We start from the raw sequence: 15,507 nt of genomic DNA on the forward strand, positions 1-15,507 counted from the left end.
ATGTAGCTTCAGCTACATCATTAGCTGGTGTGCTTGTTCCGTGAGCATTGATATAGCCTACTTCGGCTGGAGTGATCGCTGCTTCAGACATCGCGAGTTTCATTGCTTTTCCAGCACCTGAACCGTCAGGATTCGGTGCAGTCATATGGTAGGCATCACAATTGGCACCATAGCCAACAACTTCCCCGAGAATCTTCGCTCCGCGCTTTTGGGCATGTTCAAATGATTCTAGAATCAAAACCCCAGCACCTTCTCCCATAACAAACCCGCTGCGGTTTTTGTCAAATGGTGTGGATGCTTTGTCTGGATCAGATTCCGTTGTTAATGCCGTTAAAGAAGCAAAACCAGCGATACCAATCTCACAAATCGTTGATTCAGATCCGCCAGCAATCATCACGTCTGCATAACCATGTTTGATATTGCGGAAAGCCTCACCAATCGAATGAGTACCGGATGCACAAGCAGAGACCGTAGTTGTACAAATACCTTTTGCCCCCACACGCAATGCAATGTTTCCTGTCACCATGTTGACGATCGACATGGGCACAAACATTGGAGACACACGATTTGCACCTTTTTCATGCATTCGAATCACTTGGTCTTGAATAGTTGGCAAACCTCCAATACCTGATCCGACCATGACACCGAATCGATCGGCATCTAACGCTTCAGAATTCAAACCCGCCATTTTCATTGCTTCAAGGGCAGCATAGATCCCATAAATCGAAAAAAGATCCATCCGTTTCGTATCTTTTTTGACAAAGTATTTTTCTAGTGGAAACTCTTTGACTTCAGCTGCTACTGAAATCCCTGTTCCACTGGCGTCAAATTTGGTAATGGGGCCAATCCCATTGGTTCCATTTTGCAAACTAGCTAAAAATGTTTCTGGATCATTCCCTATTGGGGAAGTCACACCGTATCCTGTAATAACTACTCGATTCATAAGTATCTCCTTTCTATCCTTGCATGGCCATTCCGCCATCTACGCTGACTACTTGACCTGTGATATAAGCGCTTTGGGCCAAAAAAACCGCAGCTTTTGCGACATCTTCTACAGCACCAAATCGCTGCAACGGAATATTATTGATCGATTGTTCTTTTACCTTATCAGAAAGAACTGCGGTCATCTCCGTTTCAATAAATCCTGGTGCGATCGCATTACAGGTAATGCCTCTAGCCGCTCCTTCGCGGGCAACTGATTTGGTAAAACCAATCACGCCAGCTTTACTTGCTGCATAATTTGCTTGACCAATGTTGCCAGTCAATCCTACGACACTAGTCAAATTAATGATACGTCCTTCGCGTAGTTTCATCATCTTTTTGAGAGCTACTTGCGTCATGTTGAAGGTTCCAGTCAAATTGATCTTCAATACACTTTCAAATTCTTCTGGTTTCATGCGCAACAATAACTTGTCATTGGTGATTCCTGCGTTGTTGACTAAAATGTGGATCGGTCCTAATTCAGCTTCCGCTTGTGCAAGCATCGAAACAGCTTGATCGTATTCGGATATATCACCGTTGACTGCGATGCATTTCACACCAAAACGGGTAATCGTCTCTATAAGAGTTTGAGGTATCTCTTTCCGCCCATTCAATACGATATTGGCTCCTTCTTTGGCAAATGCTTCTGCAATGCCAAAGCCAATCCCTCTTGAACTACCAGTAATAAAGACATTTTTATTTGTCAGTTCCATAAATTCCTCCTAATCAAACCTTGAAAGTGTGTCAAAAAGTGTTTGAGCATCTTCCACTCTCGAAGCAGCAATGGTTTTGTCGATTTTTTTCAAAAAACCGGTCAATACTTTTCCGGGACCGATCTCGATCATCTGCTCAATTCCCATTTGTTTCAACTGCTCGATGCTTTCATAAAAACGCACAGGTGATTTGACTTGCTTCTCTAATAATTCTTTGACTTGTTCTTGTTTCATCGGTTTCGCAGTCGTGTTGCTGATCACCGGCACCTGTAAATCTTTGATTTCAATTTTCGCCAGCTCTTGAGCAAGTTGTTTAGAAGCGGGTTCTAAAAGTTTTGTATGGAAAGGGCCGCTGACAATTAATGGAATTATTCGTTTGGCTCCCGCCGCTTGCAATAACTGAACGGCTTGGTCAACCGCAGCTACTTCCCCACCGATGACAATTTGCTGCGGCGTATTGTAATTAGCTGGCGAAACGATCCCTACTTGGCTAGCTTCTTTACAAATCGCCTCAATGGTTTCAGCCGGAGTATTCATCACAGCGACCATTTTACCCACACCCTGTGGTGCGGCATTTGCCATAAACTTGCCGCGTTTTTGCACGAGGGCTACAGCAGTTTGAAAGTCTAATGCGCCGCTTGCTACTAATGCGGAATATTCACCTAAGCTCAAACCAGCCAAAGCATCGGCCTGGAGACCTTTTTCTTTTAACAAACGCCAAAAAGCCACACTGACGGTTAAAATGGCTGGCTGCGTATATTCAGTTTGATTCAAACGGTCATTTTCAGTAAAACATAGTTCAGTCATATCATAGCCGAGCATCTCACTTGCTTCCGTAAAGGTTTGTTGAACACTTGATTCTTGCTGATATAACTCCTGACCCATTCCTACATATTGGGCTCCTTGACCGCTGAATAAAAATGCTGTTTTCATTTTAAACTCCTTTTTTGAACTGAAAGATTTTGGAGAAAATGGCATCTTCACTCGCAGATCTCAGCGAGTGAAACACACTCTTTCTATTACAAGGAAAGGCTAGGCTGTTTGCCTAGCCTCGTTTTTTATGCTTGTTGTTTTTCAACGTATTTAACTAGATCTTCGACAGTTTTGATGCCGTCTTCAGTTTCGATTTTTACATCGAATTCATCTTCGATCTCGTTAATGATTTGGAAAAGGTCTAAGCTGTCTGCTTCAAGATCCTCTTGAATGTTTGTGTTTAATTTGATTTCTTCTTTTTCTTTTCCTAATTCTTCTGCTACGATTTCTTGAATTTTTTCGAATACCATGTGTATATTCCTCCAATGTGTTTTCTTCAATATTGATTGTGAACAGGCTATAAAGCTGCCAGCATGGTCCCCCATGCTAATCCGCCGCCGAAACCTGAGAACACCACTTTTTGTCCGCTGCCTAAAGACAGCGTGCCGCGTTTCACTTCTTCATCTAACAAAATCGGAATTGAAGCGGCTGAAGTATTGCCATAAAATTGCATATTTTGCAAAAACTTATGTCGCGGGACCTTTAATTTCCGAGCCACTTTATCTAAGATTCGGGAATTGGCCTGATGCAACAAGTAATAATCTACCGATTCATGCTCACTGATTGCATGAATGGATTGAACGACATCGCGTGTCGCAAAATCAAAAATTTCACGACCAACCATCTGCATACAAGCACTGTATTGGGTTGACGAACTTCCGTAAGGATTCTTATTTTCAACAAAACCTGATGTCAGAGAGAGTCCTCTGGTTCCATCAGACTGCAGCGATTCCTTCAAGAGATGCTGATGGTTGGTTGCTTCTAAAAGCACCCCGCCTGCCCCGTCTCCAAATAAAACTGCGGTTGAACGATCTTCCCAATCCAAGACCTTTGACAGCACTTCACCGCCAATGACGAGCCCTTTTTTAGAACCGGTCCGAATCAATTTTTCTGCTAAAGACAATGCATAAACAAATCCGGCACAAGCTGCGCTGATATCAAAAGCAAAAGCTTGATGGGCGCCAATATTCCCTTGAACTTGGCAAGCAACTGCCGGTGTATTGAAATCCGGAGTGATGGTCGCTACTAGGATAAAGTCCAATTCATCTGGAGCAAGTCCCCTTGATGCCAAAAGTTTCGTAGCAACATTCGTACATAAATCGGAAGTATTTTCTCCATTACTAATTCGACGTTCTTTGATTCCTGTACGTGAAAAAATCCAGTTATCTGATGTATCCATAATTTCTGAAAGTTGCTGATTCGTCACGATTTGTTCAGGAACATAGCTTGCTGTTGCGGTAATCTTTCCAAACATATTCATCCGTTACACTCACTTATAATCTTGTAAAAAGTCATGCAGATTTTTTAAGGCTTTAAGTAAAGCTTGCTCTTCATCCGTAGACATCTGGCTTAGAACGCCTTTGACCATCTCACGGTGAAAATGTTGATGTACCCGATAAAGCAATTTGCCTTTTTTTGTCAACGCAAGTTTGACTACGCGTCGATCGTCTTCACTGCGAATGCGTTCTACATATTCTTTTTTAACCAAACGATTGATTGCAATGGTGAGGGTCCCAACAGTAATAGAAAGCTCTTTAGCGACTTCTGAAGTTGTTTTCTTCTTGTACATGCCGATTGCTTCAATCGTATGCATTTCTGTGATTGAAAGATCTTTAAATTGTGATTTCTTTAATTCTGATTCTTCGATCACGAGAATGTCATTGAAGACACTGACTAAATAGTCGTTGACCGTTTCTAAATTTGGTTCCATATCTTTCACCATCCGAATAGTTTGATAATCAAATCATTTGATAGTCAAACTATAAAGTAACTTTTAGAGAATTGCAAGAAAATTTTTTGATTTTTATTTTTTTTAAGCGCATTTTTATTTTCAGTACGCTTTTCTAACCTTCACAAGTTTTTAAGTTGACAATTACCAGAGAATCGAGTAGTTAAAAATTATTTTGATTATCAAAGATTTCTTCCATCATTTCACGAAAATGATTATCGTGTCAGAACATCACTTGTTCTACACCTTAAATTTTGGTATCGTTGCAGTGTAGAAATGAGGTGATGGACATCAACGCACGGATCGAATACTTAAAGCAAAAAGCAAATGCGTTACCCCAAAAACCTGGGATTTATTTAATGAAAGATTCTCATGGCGGAATTCTGTATGTTGGAAAAGCCAAGCAATTGAAACAACGAGTTTCTTCTTATTTTCGCAAAAATACACAGCATACAAACAAGATTCTGCGTTTAGTTCACAATGTCGTAGATTTCGAAACAATTTTCGTAGACACAGAACTCGATGCGCTATTGTTAGAATGTCAGTTGATTCAGCAACATCGTCCCATTTATAACCGTCAAATGACCAACTTTCTTAATTACCAATACATCCGCTTTGATGCAGGAAACATCGTTCGAACAAATGAGGCAGCAGAGGATGCAATAGGACCTTTTCGCCGATCCAAGCAATTGCCGGAAATCATTGAGATATTGACAGAAACGTATCAATTACCTTCTGTCAATCCTTATAAACTTCTCTCGTTGTCCAAACAGTTGCCGTTGATGCAAACTATTCCTTTGGAAGAAAAACTGAATGAGCTGAAACTTTTCTTTCGTGCAGAAAGCAAGACAATATTTAGTTATCTCGACCAACGATTGCATTATTTTGCGGAACAGTTACTTTTTGAACAGGCTGATCAACTACTGTACCAAAAAAAATTGCTTCAATCCTTTTATCGAGAAATTCTCGAGGTGAATACTCTGATCGCTCTCCCAGAATTTCGCTTTGAGATTCCTCTTGAAACCTCTCTTGAAGCTTCTCTTGCTGCCGATTCATCACAAGTAAAAGTCTATCAACTCTCTTTTGGACAAATCATTCATAGCGAAGTTGTATCAACCTCTGATGCTTTTGTTCCAGCACCTTTAACAACAGCTAAACGATTGCTGCCAACAGACCTTGACCCTCTACATATAATTTTGCGCCAGTTAAGACAATTAAATTTTGTGCTGTCAAATACCTAAACGCTCAAATGATTGCAACAAAAAACCAGCGCTCCTTAAAGAGGAACGCTGGCAATGCGTATGGCATTTTTCATCTGAACGCTGATACGTTTATTGGATCAAATCATAAATTTCCATGGCTACAATATCAATATTATCAAATTGATAAGACTGACTTGACTCTGCTTCCGTTAACTCAAACGTTTCTGTGGTGTTATCGTAGGTCACTGTGCATTTTTCTACGCCTTCTTTTTCGAAACGGCGAACTTGAACCTCGTTGTCTTGCGCTTCGACCATCGCTTCTAAACGTTTGATGATAGCGACTAATTGCGAACTTTTCATTCGTAAGCCTCCTTTTTCTGTCCGTTATATTGTATCAAATCATATTCTATCTTGCATTGATTTTTTACAATTTATTTTGTCATTTTAAGATTTTTTTCCATCTTGCCACCAAAGCTTAATCAGGGCTTGAGTCCCATCACTTTCATAGCCAGCTTCCGCTAAGCGATCGTACATTTTTTTTGCCAAAGCCGTACTTGGCAAATCCAGTCCCATTTTCGCTGCTTCATCAAGTGCGATACCTAAATCTTTGATAAAATGTTTGACAAAAAAACCAGGTGAAAAATCTTCTTTCAAAATACGGGGGCTGTAGTTGGCCAATGACCAGTTTGCGGCGCTGCCACCAGATAATGTCTCAATGACTTGCGGAAGTTCTAAACCTGCTTTATCGGCATAGACGAGCATCTCAGTCATTCCAGTCATCGTGCCAGCAATCATGATCTGATTGGCCATTTTTGTGTGCTGGCCTTTGCCGGCAGAGCCATGAAGATGACACGTTTTTCCGACAATCTCAAATAGTGGTTCAACTTTTTGATAGGCTTCCTCGTCACCACCCGCCATTATCGTCAACGTTCCATTTTTTGCTCCAAGGTCACCACCAGAAACTGGCGCATCAATACTTGCCGCACCATGCTCTTTTGCCGTTTGATAGATTTGTTCTGCTAATTTTGGCGTACTAGTTGTAAAGTCAACTAAATATTTTGCCGCGACATCGGTTTGAAAAATTCCCTTTTCTCCATAGTAAACTTCCTCAACATCTGCAGGATAGCCGACCATTGTGAAAACAACTTCACTTTCAGCAGCAACTATTTCAGGCGTATCACACCAAACCGCTCCCTTAGCGACTAATTCGTCTGTTTTGCTTTTTGTACGATTATACACATTTACATGATGTCCGCTTGCTAAAAAGTGACCGACCATTGATTGGCCCATGACACCCGTTCCAATAAAACCTAGCTTCATAGTCATACCTCCAAAAATAAAAAAATTCACGTCTTTAGTATACGCTAAAAACGTGAACTTGACTGCAATAATGTTTAATCAATTGTTCGTTTAAATGATTTCAATTTGACTTTGAATTTTTTCAATGTTTCTTCGGTTTCCTTGTCTAGGCGTTCTGTCTCATAGTAAGCAATCATATCATGGTAAAAAGAAAGCATCGATTCACCAAAGTGTGCCGCAGAGATTTCATACATTTTTCGTGCTAAGACACTTTCATTCCTAGGAATCTGCTGTTGATAATAATGAATAAATGCAGAAGCAAAATCTTGATCGGTGTCAAAGGTCACACCAAGAGATGGATCATCGATCAATGTATTTAAATAATCATTGCCTTCAACGACTAAAGGCGTACCTGCTGCCATTGCTTCTGTATACGTCAGTCCTTGTGTCTCTGAAGTAGAAGCACTGACGAAGAAATCTGCTGCATGATAATAGATGGCTACTTCATCATTTGCAACCTCTCCAACAAAATGAACATGGTCAGACAAGTTCATTTCTTGAACTTTTTCTTCCAATTTTTCTTTGTAAGGCCCTTTGCCCACGATCACTAATTTGGCTGAAGGAATTTTTGCTAGAATATCAGGCAGTCCATCAACGATCGCTTGGATATTTTTCTCATAAGAAATACGACTCAATGATAATAACATTGGCTGGTCTTCTTCAATCGCCAATTCTTGACGCAAGGCTCGTTTCATTTCCAGAGTGATATCCGGACGGCGAAATTTCTCTACCTCAATACCAGTGGGAATGATGCGCATCGGCGACACAACGCCATAACTGCGTAGTGTATCGATGACCCGTTCACTCGGGCAGACAACCCCAGTAGAATGATTGGCAAACAGACGAGAGAAATACTTTACGTGTGTAGGTCGCAAAACTTTTCCTTTCGCAATATAATGCAGATAATCTTCATACATTGTATGATAGGTATGAATCACAGGAATCTGTAGTTTTCGACCCACCATTTTTCCCAGTAGTCCCGCACCAAATTCAGTATGGGTATGAATCAGTTCTAGTTCCAACTCTTTCGCAATCAAATAGGCATACCACATGCCCCGCACCACGATTCTACGGTCTTTGAAAGACACGAAAGGCACACTAGGCATACGAATGATATCTTCCTCATCCATTTCTGCATTTGGATCTGTAGTCGTAAAGATATAGACCTTATGGCCCTTCTTTTCCAACTCTTCTTTTAATGTTTTGATCGATGTCGCTACACCGCTCACTTGCGGAAAATATGTGTCTGTAAAAAATCCGATTTTCACAACGGTACCTCCAAACTTGCCGTCAATCAACGGGTTTTTCTTCTAAAACGCTTTGATAAACTTTCTTTAACTCTTTTCCAATTTCTTCAATACTCCGTTCTGCAGCTGCTTGATAGCCGGCAGCTGACAGATCTGGTACACGACCTTCTACGATGTTAGCAATTTGTTCAACGAACTCATCAACTGTCCGTCCCATATAAGAATTTTGATTCTCTTGCAACCAACCATGATAAACAGGAATGTCACGCACTAGAACTTTCTGCTTACTAGCAAGCGCCTCTAACACAACGATCCCTTCTGTTTCTTCATAGGAAGGAAAGAAAAACAGATCTGCTCCAGAATAGGCCCCCTCAATGACATCTCCTTTGATATAGCCAGGAAAAATAACATTTTCAGGATGGTTTTCTTTCACGAGATCTCGAACCGCTTTAGGGATCGTATACATAGGTGTATGTCCAAACCAAATAAAAGTATACTCTGGCATGCGGCGAGCAATCTCAACAAAATCGACAATTCCTTTTCTCTCAAAATACAAGCCAACAGAAATAATCACTTTTTGATCCGCCGACAATTGGAAATAGTCGCGAAAAGCCTGTTCTTTTTTTGGTTCCGGACGATATTTGTCCAAATCAATCCCATTAGAGATCGCACAGATCGGTACCTTGATGCCATACCCTTCCAATAGTTCTTTTGCGTAGGGCGTTGGGGTTATCAATTGATCGGCTCGGGAATATAAATTGATCAAATATTTTTTGTATAATGGCGATAACTGGTTTGAGCCGATAAATGAATTTCGAAAATCTTCTTCAGTCGAATGCGCATGGTAAATTACCTTTTTGCCTTGTTTCCTTGCTTTATTGATTTGATTCAACGAATTGATCCCATACGTATTAATATGAAGTATATCATAATCCTCAGCTTGTTTGTCTAATGTATATTCAACACCGATACTGCTCAGTGCACGTTGCTGATGCGCAAGTGCTCTGCCGATACCAGATTTCTCTAAAAGCTTTTCACTTTCAAAATAGAGAAGTACTTTCAAACGAGATTCCTCCTTCTAAACTGTTACATCTAGTATAACATAGCTAGACGAGAACACCCTCCAACTCAAGGCCTAGTTTTTGTATTGATTTCTATCATACGTCAAAAAGCTGGTTTATCAAAGGTCATCAAAACAATATGACAAAACTGTTCGCTCCCAGACCACAAAAAAAGCAGCAAGCGAATTCGCTTGCTGCTAACTTTTAACTACTTTACATATTGATTGATCAATTCGACTACTTCTTCCATCGTATCGCAATCTTCCAAAGCACGTTTTGCTAATTCTTGCATGTCAGTTGTTGACAAGCGTTTCATTAAGCTCCGTGTTTTAAGTACAGAAGTTGCGCTCATAGAGAATTCATCTAAGCCCATACCGACTAGAAGTGGCACAGCAGTTTGATCGCCAGCCATTTCTCCACACATACCAGCCCATTTACCTTCAGCATGTGCTGAATCGATTACGTTTTTGATCAAACGTAGAATAGATGGGTTATATGGTTGGTAAAGATATGAAACTTGTTCATTCATACGGTCTGCAGCCATTGTGTATTGGATCAAGTCATTGGTACCAATACTGAAGAAGTCTACTTCCTTGGCAAATTTGTCAGCTAAGACAGCTGCTGCAGGAATTTCGATCATGATACCTACTTGAATATCTTCAGAGACAGTTACGCCTTCATCGATCAATTTTTGACGTTCTTCTTCGTACATTTTTTTCGCAGTACGGAACTCTTTCAATGTTGCCACCATCGGGAACATAATACGCAAGTTTCCGTGAGCAGAAGCACGTAACAGCGCACGAAGTTGTGTACGGAACATGCCGTCACCCAACTCAGATAAACTGATACGCAATGCACGATAGCCTAAGAATGGGTTCATTTCGTGTGGCAATTTCAAGTAAGGAAGTTCTTTGTCCCCACCGATGTCCATTGTACGAACAACGACTGGTTTACCAGCCATTCCTTCAAGAACTGCTTTGTATGCTTCATATTGGTCATCTTCTGTAGGAAAATCAGGAGAATCCATGTACAAGAATTCTGTCCGGTATAAACCGACAGCTTCTGCACCATTGTTGTGAACACCTTCAAGATCTTTAGGCGTTCCGATATTTGCAGCTAATTCAAAGTGCTTGCCGTCAGCTGTAACGGTTTGAGCATCTTTCAATTTTTCCCATTCTGCTTTTTGTTCCGCGTAAGCTTTCCCTGCTTCAATAAATTCAGCAGCTTGGTCTTCAGTAGGATTGATGATAACATCTCCTAAGATTCCGTTAACTGCCAGAATATCACCAGCATTCACTTTAGCTGTGATTTCTTTTGATCCTACGATTGCAGGAATCTCAAGAGATCGAGCCATGATTGCTGAGTGAGAGGTACGTCCCCCGATATCAGTTACAAAAGCTTTAACGAAGTTGCGGTCTAGTTGCGCAGTATCACTTGGTGTCAAATCGTGAGCAACGATAACAACTTCTTCGTTGATCATTGAAGGATTTGGCAACGTCACATTTAGCAAATGTGCCAAGATACGTTTCGCAACGTCTTTGATGTCCGCTGCACGTTCTTGCATGTATGCATTGTCATCCATTGCTTCAAACATGCCGATATACATGTCAGTGACTTCTTTCAATGCAGCTTCTGCATTGACTTTGTTATCTGCCATGTTTTGTTTGATTTGTCCGATCATTTCAGGATCTGACAGAACCATTAAATGAGCATCAAATACTTGTGCTTCTGCCTCGCCTAAAGATTGCGCTGCTTTGTCACGGATTTGTTGCAATTCCGCTGTTGACTTTGCTAGAGCTTCATCTAAACGAGCTTCTTCTGCTGCCGTATCTTCAACATTTACTTTTGAAAAAGATAAATCAGGTTGTACTAACAGGTAGGCTTTGGCAACGGCTACACCATCACTAGCAGCAATTCCTTTTAGCATCTCAACCATTATTCAGACAAACCTTCTTTTTTCATTGTTTCAACGATTGCAGCGATTGCATCTGCTTCGTCAGCACCTTCAGCAGTGATTGTAACGTCAGAACCTTGACCAACACCTAGAGACATAACGCCCATGATTGATTTAAGGTTTACTGATTTACCTTTGTACTCCAAGTTGATATCAGAGTTGAATTTGCTTGCTGTTTGTACTAATAAAGTAGCTGGACGTGCGTGAATCCCTGTCTCAGCAACTACGTGAAAATCTTTCTTTTCCATATTGATCAATCTCCTTTATGATACGGTTTTTTTGTGGTGAAGGCTTTTTTTGACTCAGTCAATTGTCAGACTCAAAAAAACGCCCTTTCAACTGTTAAGATTACCATTTTTTTCTCTGATAGACAACCGTTTTCTCTTAAGAAAACGACTGAAATGAACCTATATTTGTTTTTATGGTTGGTACCGATAGATGATCTTGCCATTCAAGCCAGCCTCGCCGACAAATTTCATGCGGTCTTCCAATTTTAACCATGCTTCTCGAAATAGCAGAAATTCGGATTGTTCTACCAGCAATTCGTCGATTTCTCCAGAGCGCAACTGTTCAATTTGTTCAACAAATCGATTTTCATTCATCTCTATCACCTCTTCATCTTCTCCATTATAAACGATTCTTTTTTCAGGGAAAAGTTGTTTCCGTCATCAAAGCTGAAATCCTTGCAGTCTGAAAAAAAAATTGTATAATAAAGTTATGGTCAGTAAAGGTCAATGAAATTTTTGACGCTGCTGACAATTATTCACCGAATCTGCAAGTGTATCTTTTTACCATGAGTAAAAATCGCGGTAGAATGATAGATGAGCAAATGATAAGAAAGGTCGTGAACATATGCTTTGTCAAAACTGCGGTAAAAATGAAGCTTCTATTCATCTTTATGCCAATGTCAATGGTCAAAGAAAACAACTCGATTATTGTCAAAGTTGTTACCAAAAATTAAAAGCACAATCTGGAAATCCAACAAATATGATGGCTCAGGATCCCTTCGGCTTCGGAAATCTTGATGACCTTTTTCGACAAATGTCTCGCCAAATGCAACAAGGAAATTCACCTTATGAACAAACGCCTCCAACTCAAACTGGAGGAAACGGCATAATCGGCGGACAACCTCCGCGCAATGGCCAAGCACCTTCTGGTCTTTTAGGCGAATACGGCATCAATATCACACAACAAGCTCGAGACGGCGGGATCGATCCAGTCGTAGGACGTGACGATGAAATTCGTCGGGTGATCGAGATCTTGAATCGCCGAACGAAAAACAATCCTGTATTGATTGGTGAGCCTGGTGTAGGTAAAACCGCTGTCGTGGAAGGTCTGGCACAAAAAATTGTCGACGGTGACGTTCCTCAAAAACTAATGGATAAAGAAGTGATTCGCTTAGATGTTGCGTCACTGGTTCAAGGAACGGGTATTCGCGGACAATTTGAAGAGCGAATCCAAAAATTGATTGAAGAAATCAAACAAGCCGAAAATGTCATCTTATTCATTGATGAAGTCCATGAGATCGTGGGCGCAGGGGCTGCTGGTGATGGCAACATGGACGCTGGAAATATTCTGAAACCAGCATTGGCTCGCGGTGAATTACAAATGGTCGGCGCAACGACATTGAACGAATATCGCATCATTGAAAAAGATGCAGCATTAGAACGTCGTTTGCAACCTGTCCGAGTCGATGAACCTTCTGTAGAAGAAACCATCAGTATTTTGAAAGGATTACAGCCTCGATATGAAGATTACCATCATGTAAGATATACGGATGAGGCAATCAAAGCCGCTGCTACCCTTTCCAATCGCTACATCCAAGACCGTTTCTTGCCTGATAAAGCAATCGATCTTCTGGATGAGACCGGCTCGAAAAAAAATCTGACTATTCAAATTGTTGATCCGAAAACAATCGACAAGAAATTGCAAGAAGCAGAAGAACAAAAACAAGCTGCTTCTAGAGAAGAAGACTTTGAAAAAGCTGCTTACTACCGAGATCAAATCAATAAGCTGCAAAAAATGAAAGAACGTCAAATCAGTGAAGAAGAAACTCCCGTGATCACCGAAAAGGATATGGAGCAAATCGTTGAAGAACGGACGGGCATTCCGGTTGGCGAACTCAAAGAAAAAGAACAAACTCAGTTGAAAAACTTAGCTCAAGATCTGAAATCGCATGTAATCGGACAAGATGAAGCAATCGATAAAGTTGCTAAAGCGATCCGTCGTAATCGTGTGGGATTAGGAAAACAAAGCCGTCCGATCGGTTCGTTCCTTTTTGTCGGACCAACTGGTGTTGGTAAAACAGAACTTGCTAAACAACTTGCCTATGAAATGTTTGGCTCTGAAGAATCAATGATTCGTTTTGACATGTCAGAATACATGGAAAAACACAGTGTCTCCAAACTGATTGGTTCTCCTCCTGGTTATGTTGGTTATGAAGAAGCTGGACAGTTAACGGAAAAAGTCCGTCGTAACCCTTATAGCTTAATTCTTTTAGATGAAATCGAAAAAGCTCATCCTGATGTTCTGCATATGTTTTTGCAAATCTTGGATGACGGTCGTTTAACTGATGCTCAAGGACGCACGGTCAGCTTCAAAGACACATTGATCATCATGACAAGTAATGCCGGCACTGGAAAAGTAGAAGCCAATGTTGGTTTTGGAGCAGCCCGGGAAGGTGTCACACGATCTGTCTTGAATCAGTTAAATAACTACTTCACACCAGAATTTCTGAATCGCTTTGATGGCATCATTGAATTCAAAGCATTAAGCAAAGAAAATCTGTTATCCATCGTTTCTTTGATGCTCGCAGATGTCAATCAAACCTTAGCCAATCAAAAATTGCATATTGAAGTTCCAGAAAATGTCCAAGAAAAATTGGTAGAGCTTGGTTATAGTGCTACGATGGGGGCTCGCCCATTACGCCGAACGATTCAAGATCATATCGAAGATGGTATCGCAGAATTTTATCTTGATCATCCTCTAGTCCATGATCTACAAGCAACTTTGGATTCTGAAGACAAAATCATTGTGACAGCAAAAACTGTTGACACACCCGAAGAGCCAAAGGAACAAGAAAAACAGCCATCTGATGATGAGTAAAATCCTCGCAACAGCCAGACATCGTACCTTATTTGTCTAGATTTCTATGCCAGACGCCTGAATAACCTCAAAAAAACCAAGGTTTTCAAGCTGTCTGGCTTTTCTTTTTAAAAAAAACGCCCTATAATATTAGTAAAAATACATAGAATGTGAGGTGAGTATGGTGAAATTGATCAATGTGACAAACAGCCATTCTCGATTAGTTATGAATCAGCTTGAAAATACCGATGCTGAAATGGTAAAAGTATATACTGCCGGAGACATCACAGTCATCTTTACTTCTGCTCCAAATCACAACGAAATATTGCTGATCAACAAAAAACGCGCAATCAAACCTACCGAAATTGAAGAAATCAAACATTACTTCTTGAAAAAATTACCGCCTGGTTCTTATGAACCTGAAACGATCTCAGTTATTGAAATGCCAGATATTGTAGAAATTTCTATCCAAAAATCGCTTTCTTCGCAAACCTAATACCAATAAAATCACTATAAAAAAATATCTATAAAAGATGACTGTCACAGCCCTCTTTTATAGATATATTTTTTTGACTTATTTATCGTTGCCCCTGCGAAAAAAAAACAATCTTTAAGCAAAAGCATCTGTGCCATGACTCAATCAACAGATCGATCCTAACTAATTTTTGGGGGCACTTTCAGATCGAATTCGCCGTTCGATGATCCTCCCATTGATAAATATCCCTAACCTTTTCCATGTTTCACTGTTATGGATATCCTCAAGAAAGAAAAAACACTGATTCTTTTTTGATTCAACAAATCGATCAGAGATAACGATATCTGCTTCTGCAAGGGGAGCGTCAATAATTTTGTGTAAATGATTCTTCCCTACTGCAGATTGTTTCTAATTCTCAATCAGTTGGCTTAGCATTTGTTCAAGTTCGCCTTCGGCCTGTTGAAAGCCTTTATGACTGCGACCTAGGAATTTTTGGTTGTAAGTATCAAAAGACGAGACTAAGAAACGTTCCATCGACTCTTCGTTTTGGAACTGTTCCTTGCGGTGGCTGTATTTCTTGATTTGCTTATTAAAGGATTCAATCAAGTTCGTAGAATAAATACTCTTGCGTATGGCCAAGGGGAAATCATAGAAAGTGAGCAAGTGATCG

At 40.5% G+C, this 15,507-nt stretch carries 17 protein-coding genes; 3 read left to right on the plus strand and 14 right to left on the minus strand.

The window, feature by feature from the left end; genetic code table 11:
- The 6 genes from AB5Z52_RS12900 to AB5Z52_RS12925 all read right to left on the minus strand — a co-directional run.
- The coding region (locus AB5Z52_RS12900) for a beta-ketoacyl-[acyl-carrier-protein] synthase II (RefSeq protein ID WP_368266948.1) at positions 1-943 on the minus strand (943 nt) is incomplete at its 3' end.
- Between the two features lie 13 nt (positions 944-956).
- On the minus strand, positions 957-1,694 hold the full coding sequence (gene fabG / locus AB5Z52_RS12905; protein ID WP_003126347.1) for a 3-oxoacyl-[acyl-carrier-protein] reductase: 738 nt from the start codon (positions 1,692-1,694) through the stop codon (positions 957-959).
- A 9-nt stretch (positions 1,695-1,703) separates the two neighbouring features.
- Entirely contained in the window at positions 1,704-2,627 is a 924-nt protein-coding gene (gene fabD / locus AB5Z52_RS12910) for an ACP S-malonyltransferase (RefSeq protein WP_368243600.1), read from the minus strand.
- Between the two features lie 125 nt (positions 2,628-2,752).
- Entirely contained in the window at positions 2,753-2,977 is a 225-nt protein-coding gene (locus tag AB5Z52_RS12915) for an acyl carrier protein (protein ID WP_003126345.1), read from the minus strand.
- Positions 2,978-3,024: 47 nt separating this feature from the next.
- The gene (locus tag AB5Z52_RS12920) at positions 3,025-3,987 is read right to left on the minus strand and encodes a beta-ketoacyl-ACP synthase III (RefSeq protein ID WP_368243599.1); all 963 of its coding nucleotides are present in this window, start codon (positions 3,985-3,987) and stop codon (positions 3,025-3,027) included.
- A 9-nt stretch (positions 3,988-3,996) separates the two neighbouring features.
- On the minus strand, positions 3,997-4,437 hold the full coding sequence (locus tag AB5Z52_RS12925; RefSeq protein ID WP_005471259.1) for a MarR family winged helix-turn-helix transcriptional regulator: 441 nt from the start codon (positions 4,435-4,437) through the stop codon (positions 3,997-3,999).
- A 302-nt stretch (positions 4,438-4,739) separates the two neighbouring features.
- On the opposite strand from AB5Z52_RS12925, the gene AB5Z52_RS12930 reads away from it, so the two are divergent.
- Entirely contained in the window at positions 4,740-5,696 is a 957-nt protein-coding gene (locus AB5Z52_RS12930; protein WP_137264829.1) for a GIY-YIG nuclease family protein, read from the plus strand.
- Positions 5,697-5,786: 90 nt separating this feature from the next.
- Here the strand turns inward: AB5Z52_RS12930 and AB5Z52_RS12935 are convergent, their stop codons facing one another.
- The 7 genes from AB5Z52_RS12935 to AB5Z52_RS12965 form a co-directional block, all read right to left on the minus strand.
- Positions 5,787-6,017: a YkuJ family protein gene (locus tag AB5Z52_RS12935; RefSeq protein ID WP_137264830.1), complete on the minus strand. Its 231-nt coding sequence runs from the start codon at positions 6,015-6,017 to the stop codon at positions 5,787-5,789.
- 84 nt (positions 6,018-6,101) lie between these two features.
- Entirely contained in the window at positions 6,102-6,977 is an 876-nt protein-coding gene (locus AB5Z52_RS12940; protein WP_005471255.1) for an NAD(P)-dependent oxidoreductase, read from the minus strand.
- 74 nt (positions 6,978-7,051) lie between these two features.
- The gene (locus tag AB5Z52_RS12945) at positions 7,052-8,284 is read right to left on the minus strand and encodes a glycosyltransferase family 4 protein (protein WP_096710775.1); all 1,233 of its coding nucleotides are present in this window, start codon (positions 8,282-8,284) and stop codon (positions 7,052-7,054) included.
- A gap of 22 nt (positions 8,285-8,306) precedes the next feature.
- Entirely contained in the window at positions 8,307-9,326 is a 1,020-nt protein-coding gene (locus tag AB5Z52_RS12950) for a glycosyltransferase family 4 protein (RefSeq protein WP_081132178.1), read from the minus strand.
- A 206-nt stretch (positions 9,327-9,532) separates the two neighbouring features.
- Entirely contained in the window at positions 9,533-11,260 is a 1,728-nt protein-coding gene (ptsP, locus tag AB5Z52_RS12955; protein ID WP_003126336.1) for a phosphoenolpyruvate--protein phosphotransferase, read from the minus strand.
- The gene (locus AB5Z52_RS12960) at positions 11,260-11,526 is read right to left on the minus strand and encodes a phosphocarrier protein HPr (RefSeq protein WP_003126335.1); all 267 of its coding nucleotides are present in this window, start codon (positions 11,524-11,526) and stop codon (positions 11,260-11,262) included. The genes ptsP and AB5Z52_RS12960 overlap by 1 nt, the downstream gene beginning before the upstream one ends.
- Positions 11,527-11,697: 171 nt before the next feature.
- Positions 11,698-11,880 (minus strand): hypothetical protein, encoded by a 183-nt coding sequence (locus tag AB5Z52_RS12965; protein WP_005471251.1) that lies wholly within the window; start codon positions 11,878-11,880, stop codon positions 11,698-11,700.
- 250 nt (positions 11,881-12,130) lie between these two features.
- On the opposite strand from AB5Z52_RS12965, the gene AB5Z52_RS12970 reads away from it, so the two are divergent.
- Both AB5Z52_RS12970 and AB5Z52_RS12975 read left to right on the plus strand, forming a co-directional pair.
- The gene (locus AB5Z52_RS12970) at positions 12,131-14,383 is read left to right on the plus strand and encodes an ATP-dependent Clp protease ATP-binding subunit (protein ID WP_003126333.1); all 2,253 of its coding nucleotides are present in this window, start codon (positions 12,131-12,133) and stop codon (positions 14,381-14,383) included.
- Positions 14,384-14,546: 163 nt separating this feature from the next.
- Positions 14,547-14,858, plus strand: coding sequence for a DUF1827 family protein (locus tag AB5Z52_RS12975; RefSeq protein ID WP_029486733.1), 312 nt, complete (start codon positions 14,547-14,549; stop codon positions 14,856-14,858).
- A gap of 387 nt (positions 14,859-15,245) precedes the next feature.
- Here AB5Z52_RS12975 and AB5Z52_RS12980 read toward each other — a convergent pair.
- A partial coding sequence (locus AB5Z52_RS12980; protein WP_368243597.1) for a transposase occupies positions 15,246-15,507 on the minus strand: 262 nt, incomplete at its 5' end.

The sequence above is a fragment of the Enterococcus sp. RTP21361st1_A6_RTP21361_211029 genome (genome assembly GCF_040910045.1).
Lineage (GTDB): Bacteria > Bacillota > Bacilli > Lactobacillales > Enterococcaceae > Enterococcus_D > Enterococcus_D gallinarum.

Coding starts and splice junctions, on each gene's coding strand:
- fabG (WP_003126347.1), bottom strand. CDS start 1,694: ATGGAACTGACAAATAAAAATGTCTTTATTACTGGTAGTTCAAGAGGG.
- fabD (WP_368243600.1), bottom strand. CDS start 2,627: ATGAAAACAGCATTTTTATTCAGCGGTCAAGGAGCCCAATATGTAGGA.
- AB5Z52_RS12915 (WP_003126345.1), bottom strand. CDS start 2,977: ATGGTATTCGAAAAAATTCAAGAAATCGTAGCAGAAGAATTAGGAAAA.
- AB5Z52_RS12920 (WP_368243599.1), bottom strand. CDS start 3,987: ATGAATATGTTTGGAAAGATTACCGCAACAGCAAGCTATGTTCCTGAA.
- AB5Z52_RS12925 (WP_005471259.1), bottom strand. CDS start 4,437: ATGGAACCAAATTTAGAAACGGTCAACGACTATTTAGTCAGTGTCTTC.
- AB5Z52_RS12930 (WP_137264829.1), top strand. CDS start 4,740: ATGGACATCAACGCACGGATCGAATACTTAAAGCAAAAAGCAAATGCG.
- AB5Z52_RS12935 (WP_137264830.1), bottom strand. CDS start 6,017: ATGAAAAGTTCGCAATTAGTCGCTATCATCAAACGTTTAGAAGCGATG.
- AB5Z52_RS12940 (WP_005471255.1), bottom strand. CDS start 6,977: ATGAAGCTAGGTTTTATTGGAACGGGTGTCATGGGCCAATCAATGGTC.
- ptsP (WP_003126336.1), bottom strand. CDS start 11,260: ATGGTTGAGATGCTAAAAGGAATTGCTGCTAGTGATGGTGTAGCCGTT.
- AB5Z52_RS12960 (WP_003126335.1), bottom strand. CDS start 11,526: ATGGAAAAGAAAGATTTTCACGTAGTTGCTGAGACAGGGATTCACGCA.
- AB5Z52_RS12965 (WP_005471251.1), bottom strand. CDS start 11,880: ATGAATGAAAATCGATTTGTTGAACAAATTGAACAGTTGCGCTCTGGA.
- AB5Z52_RS12970 (WP_003126333.1), top strand. CDS start 12,131: ATGCTTTGTCAAAACTGCGGTAAAAATGAAGCTTCTATTCATCTTTAT.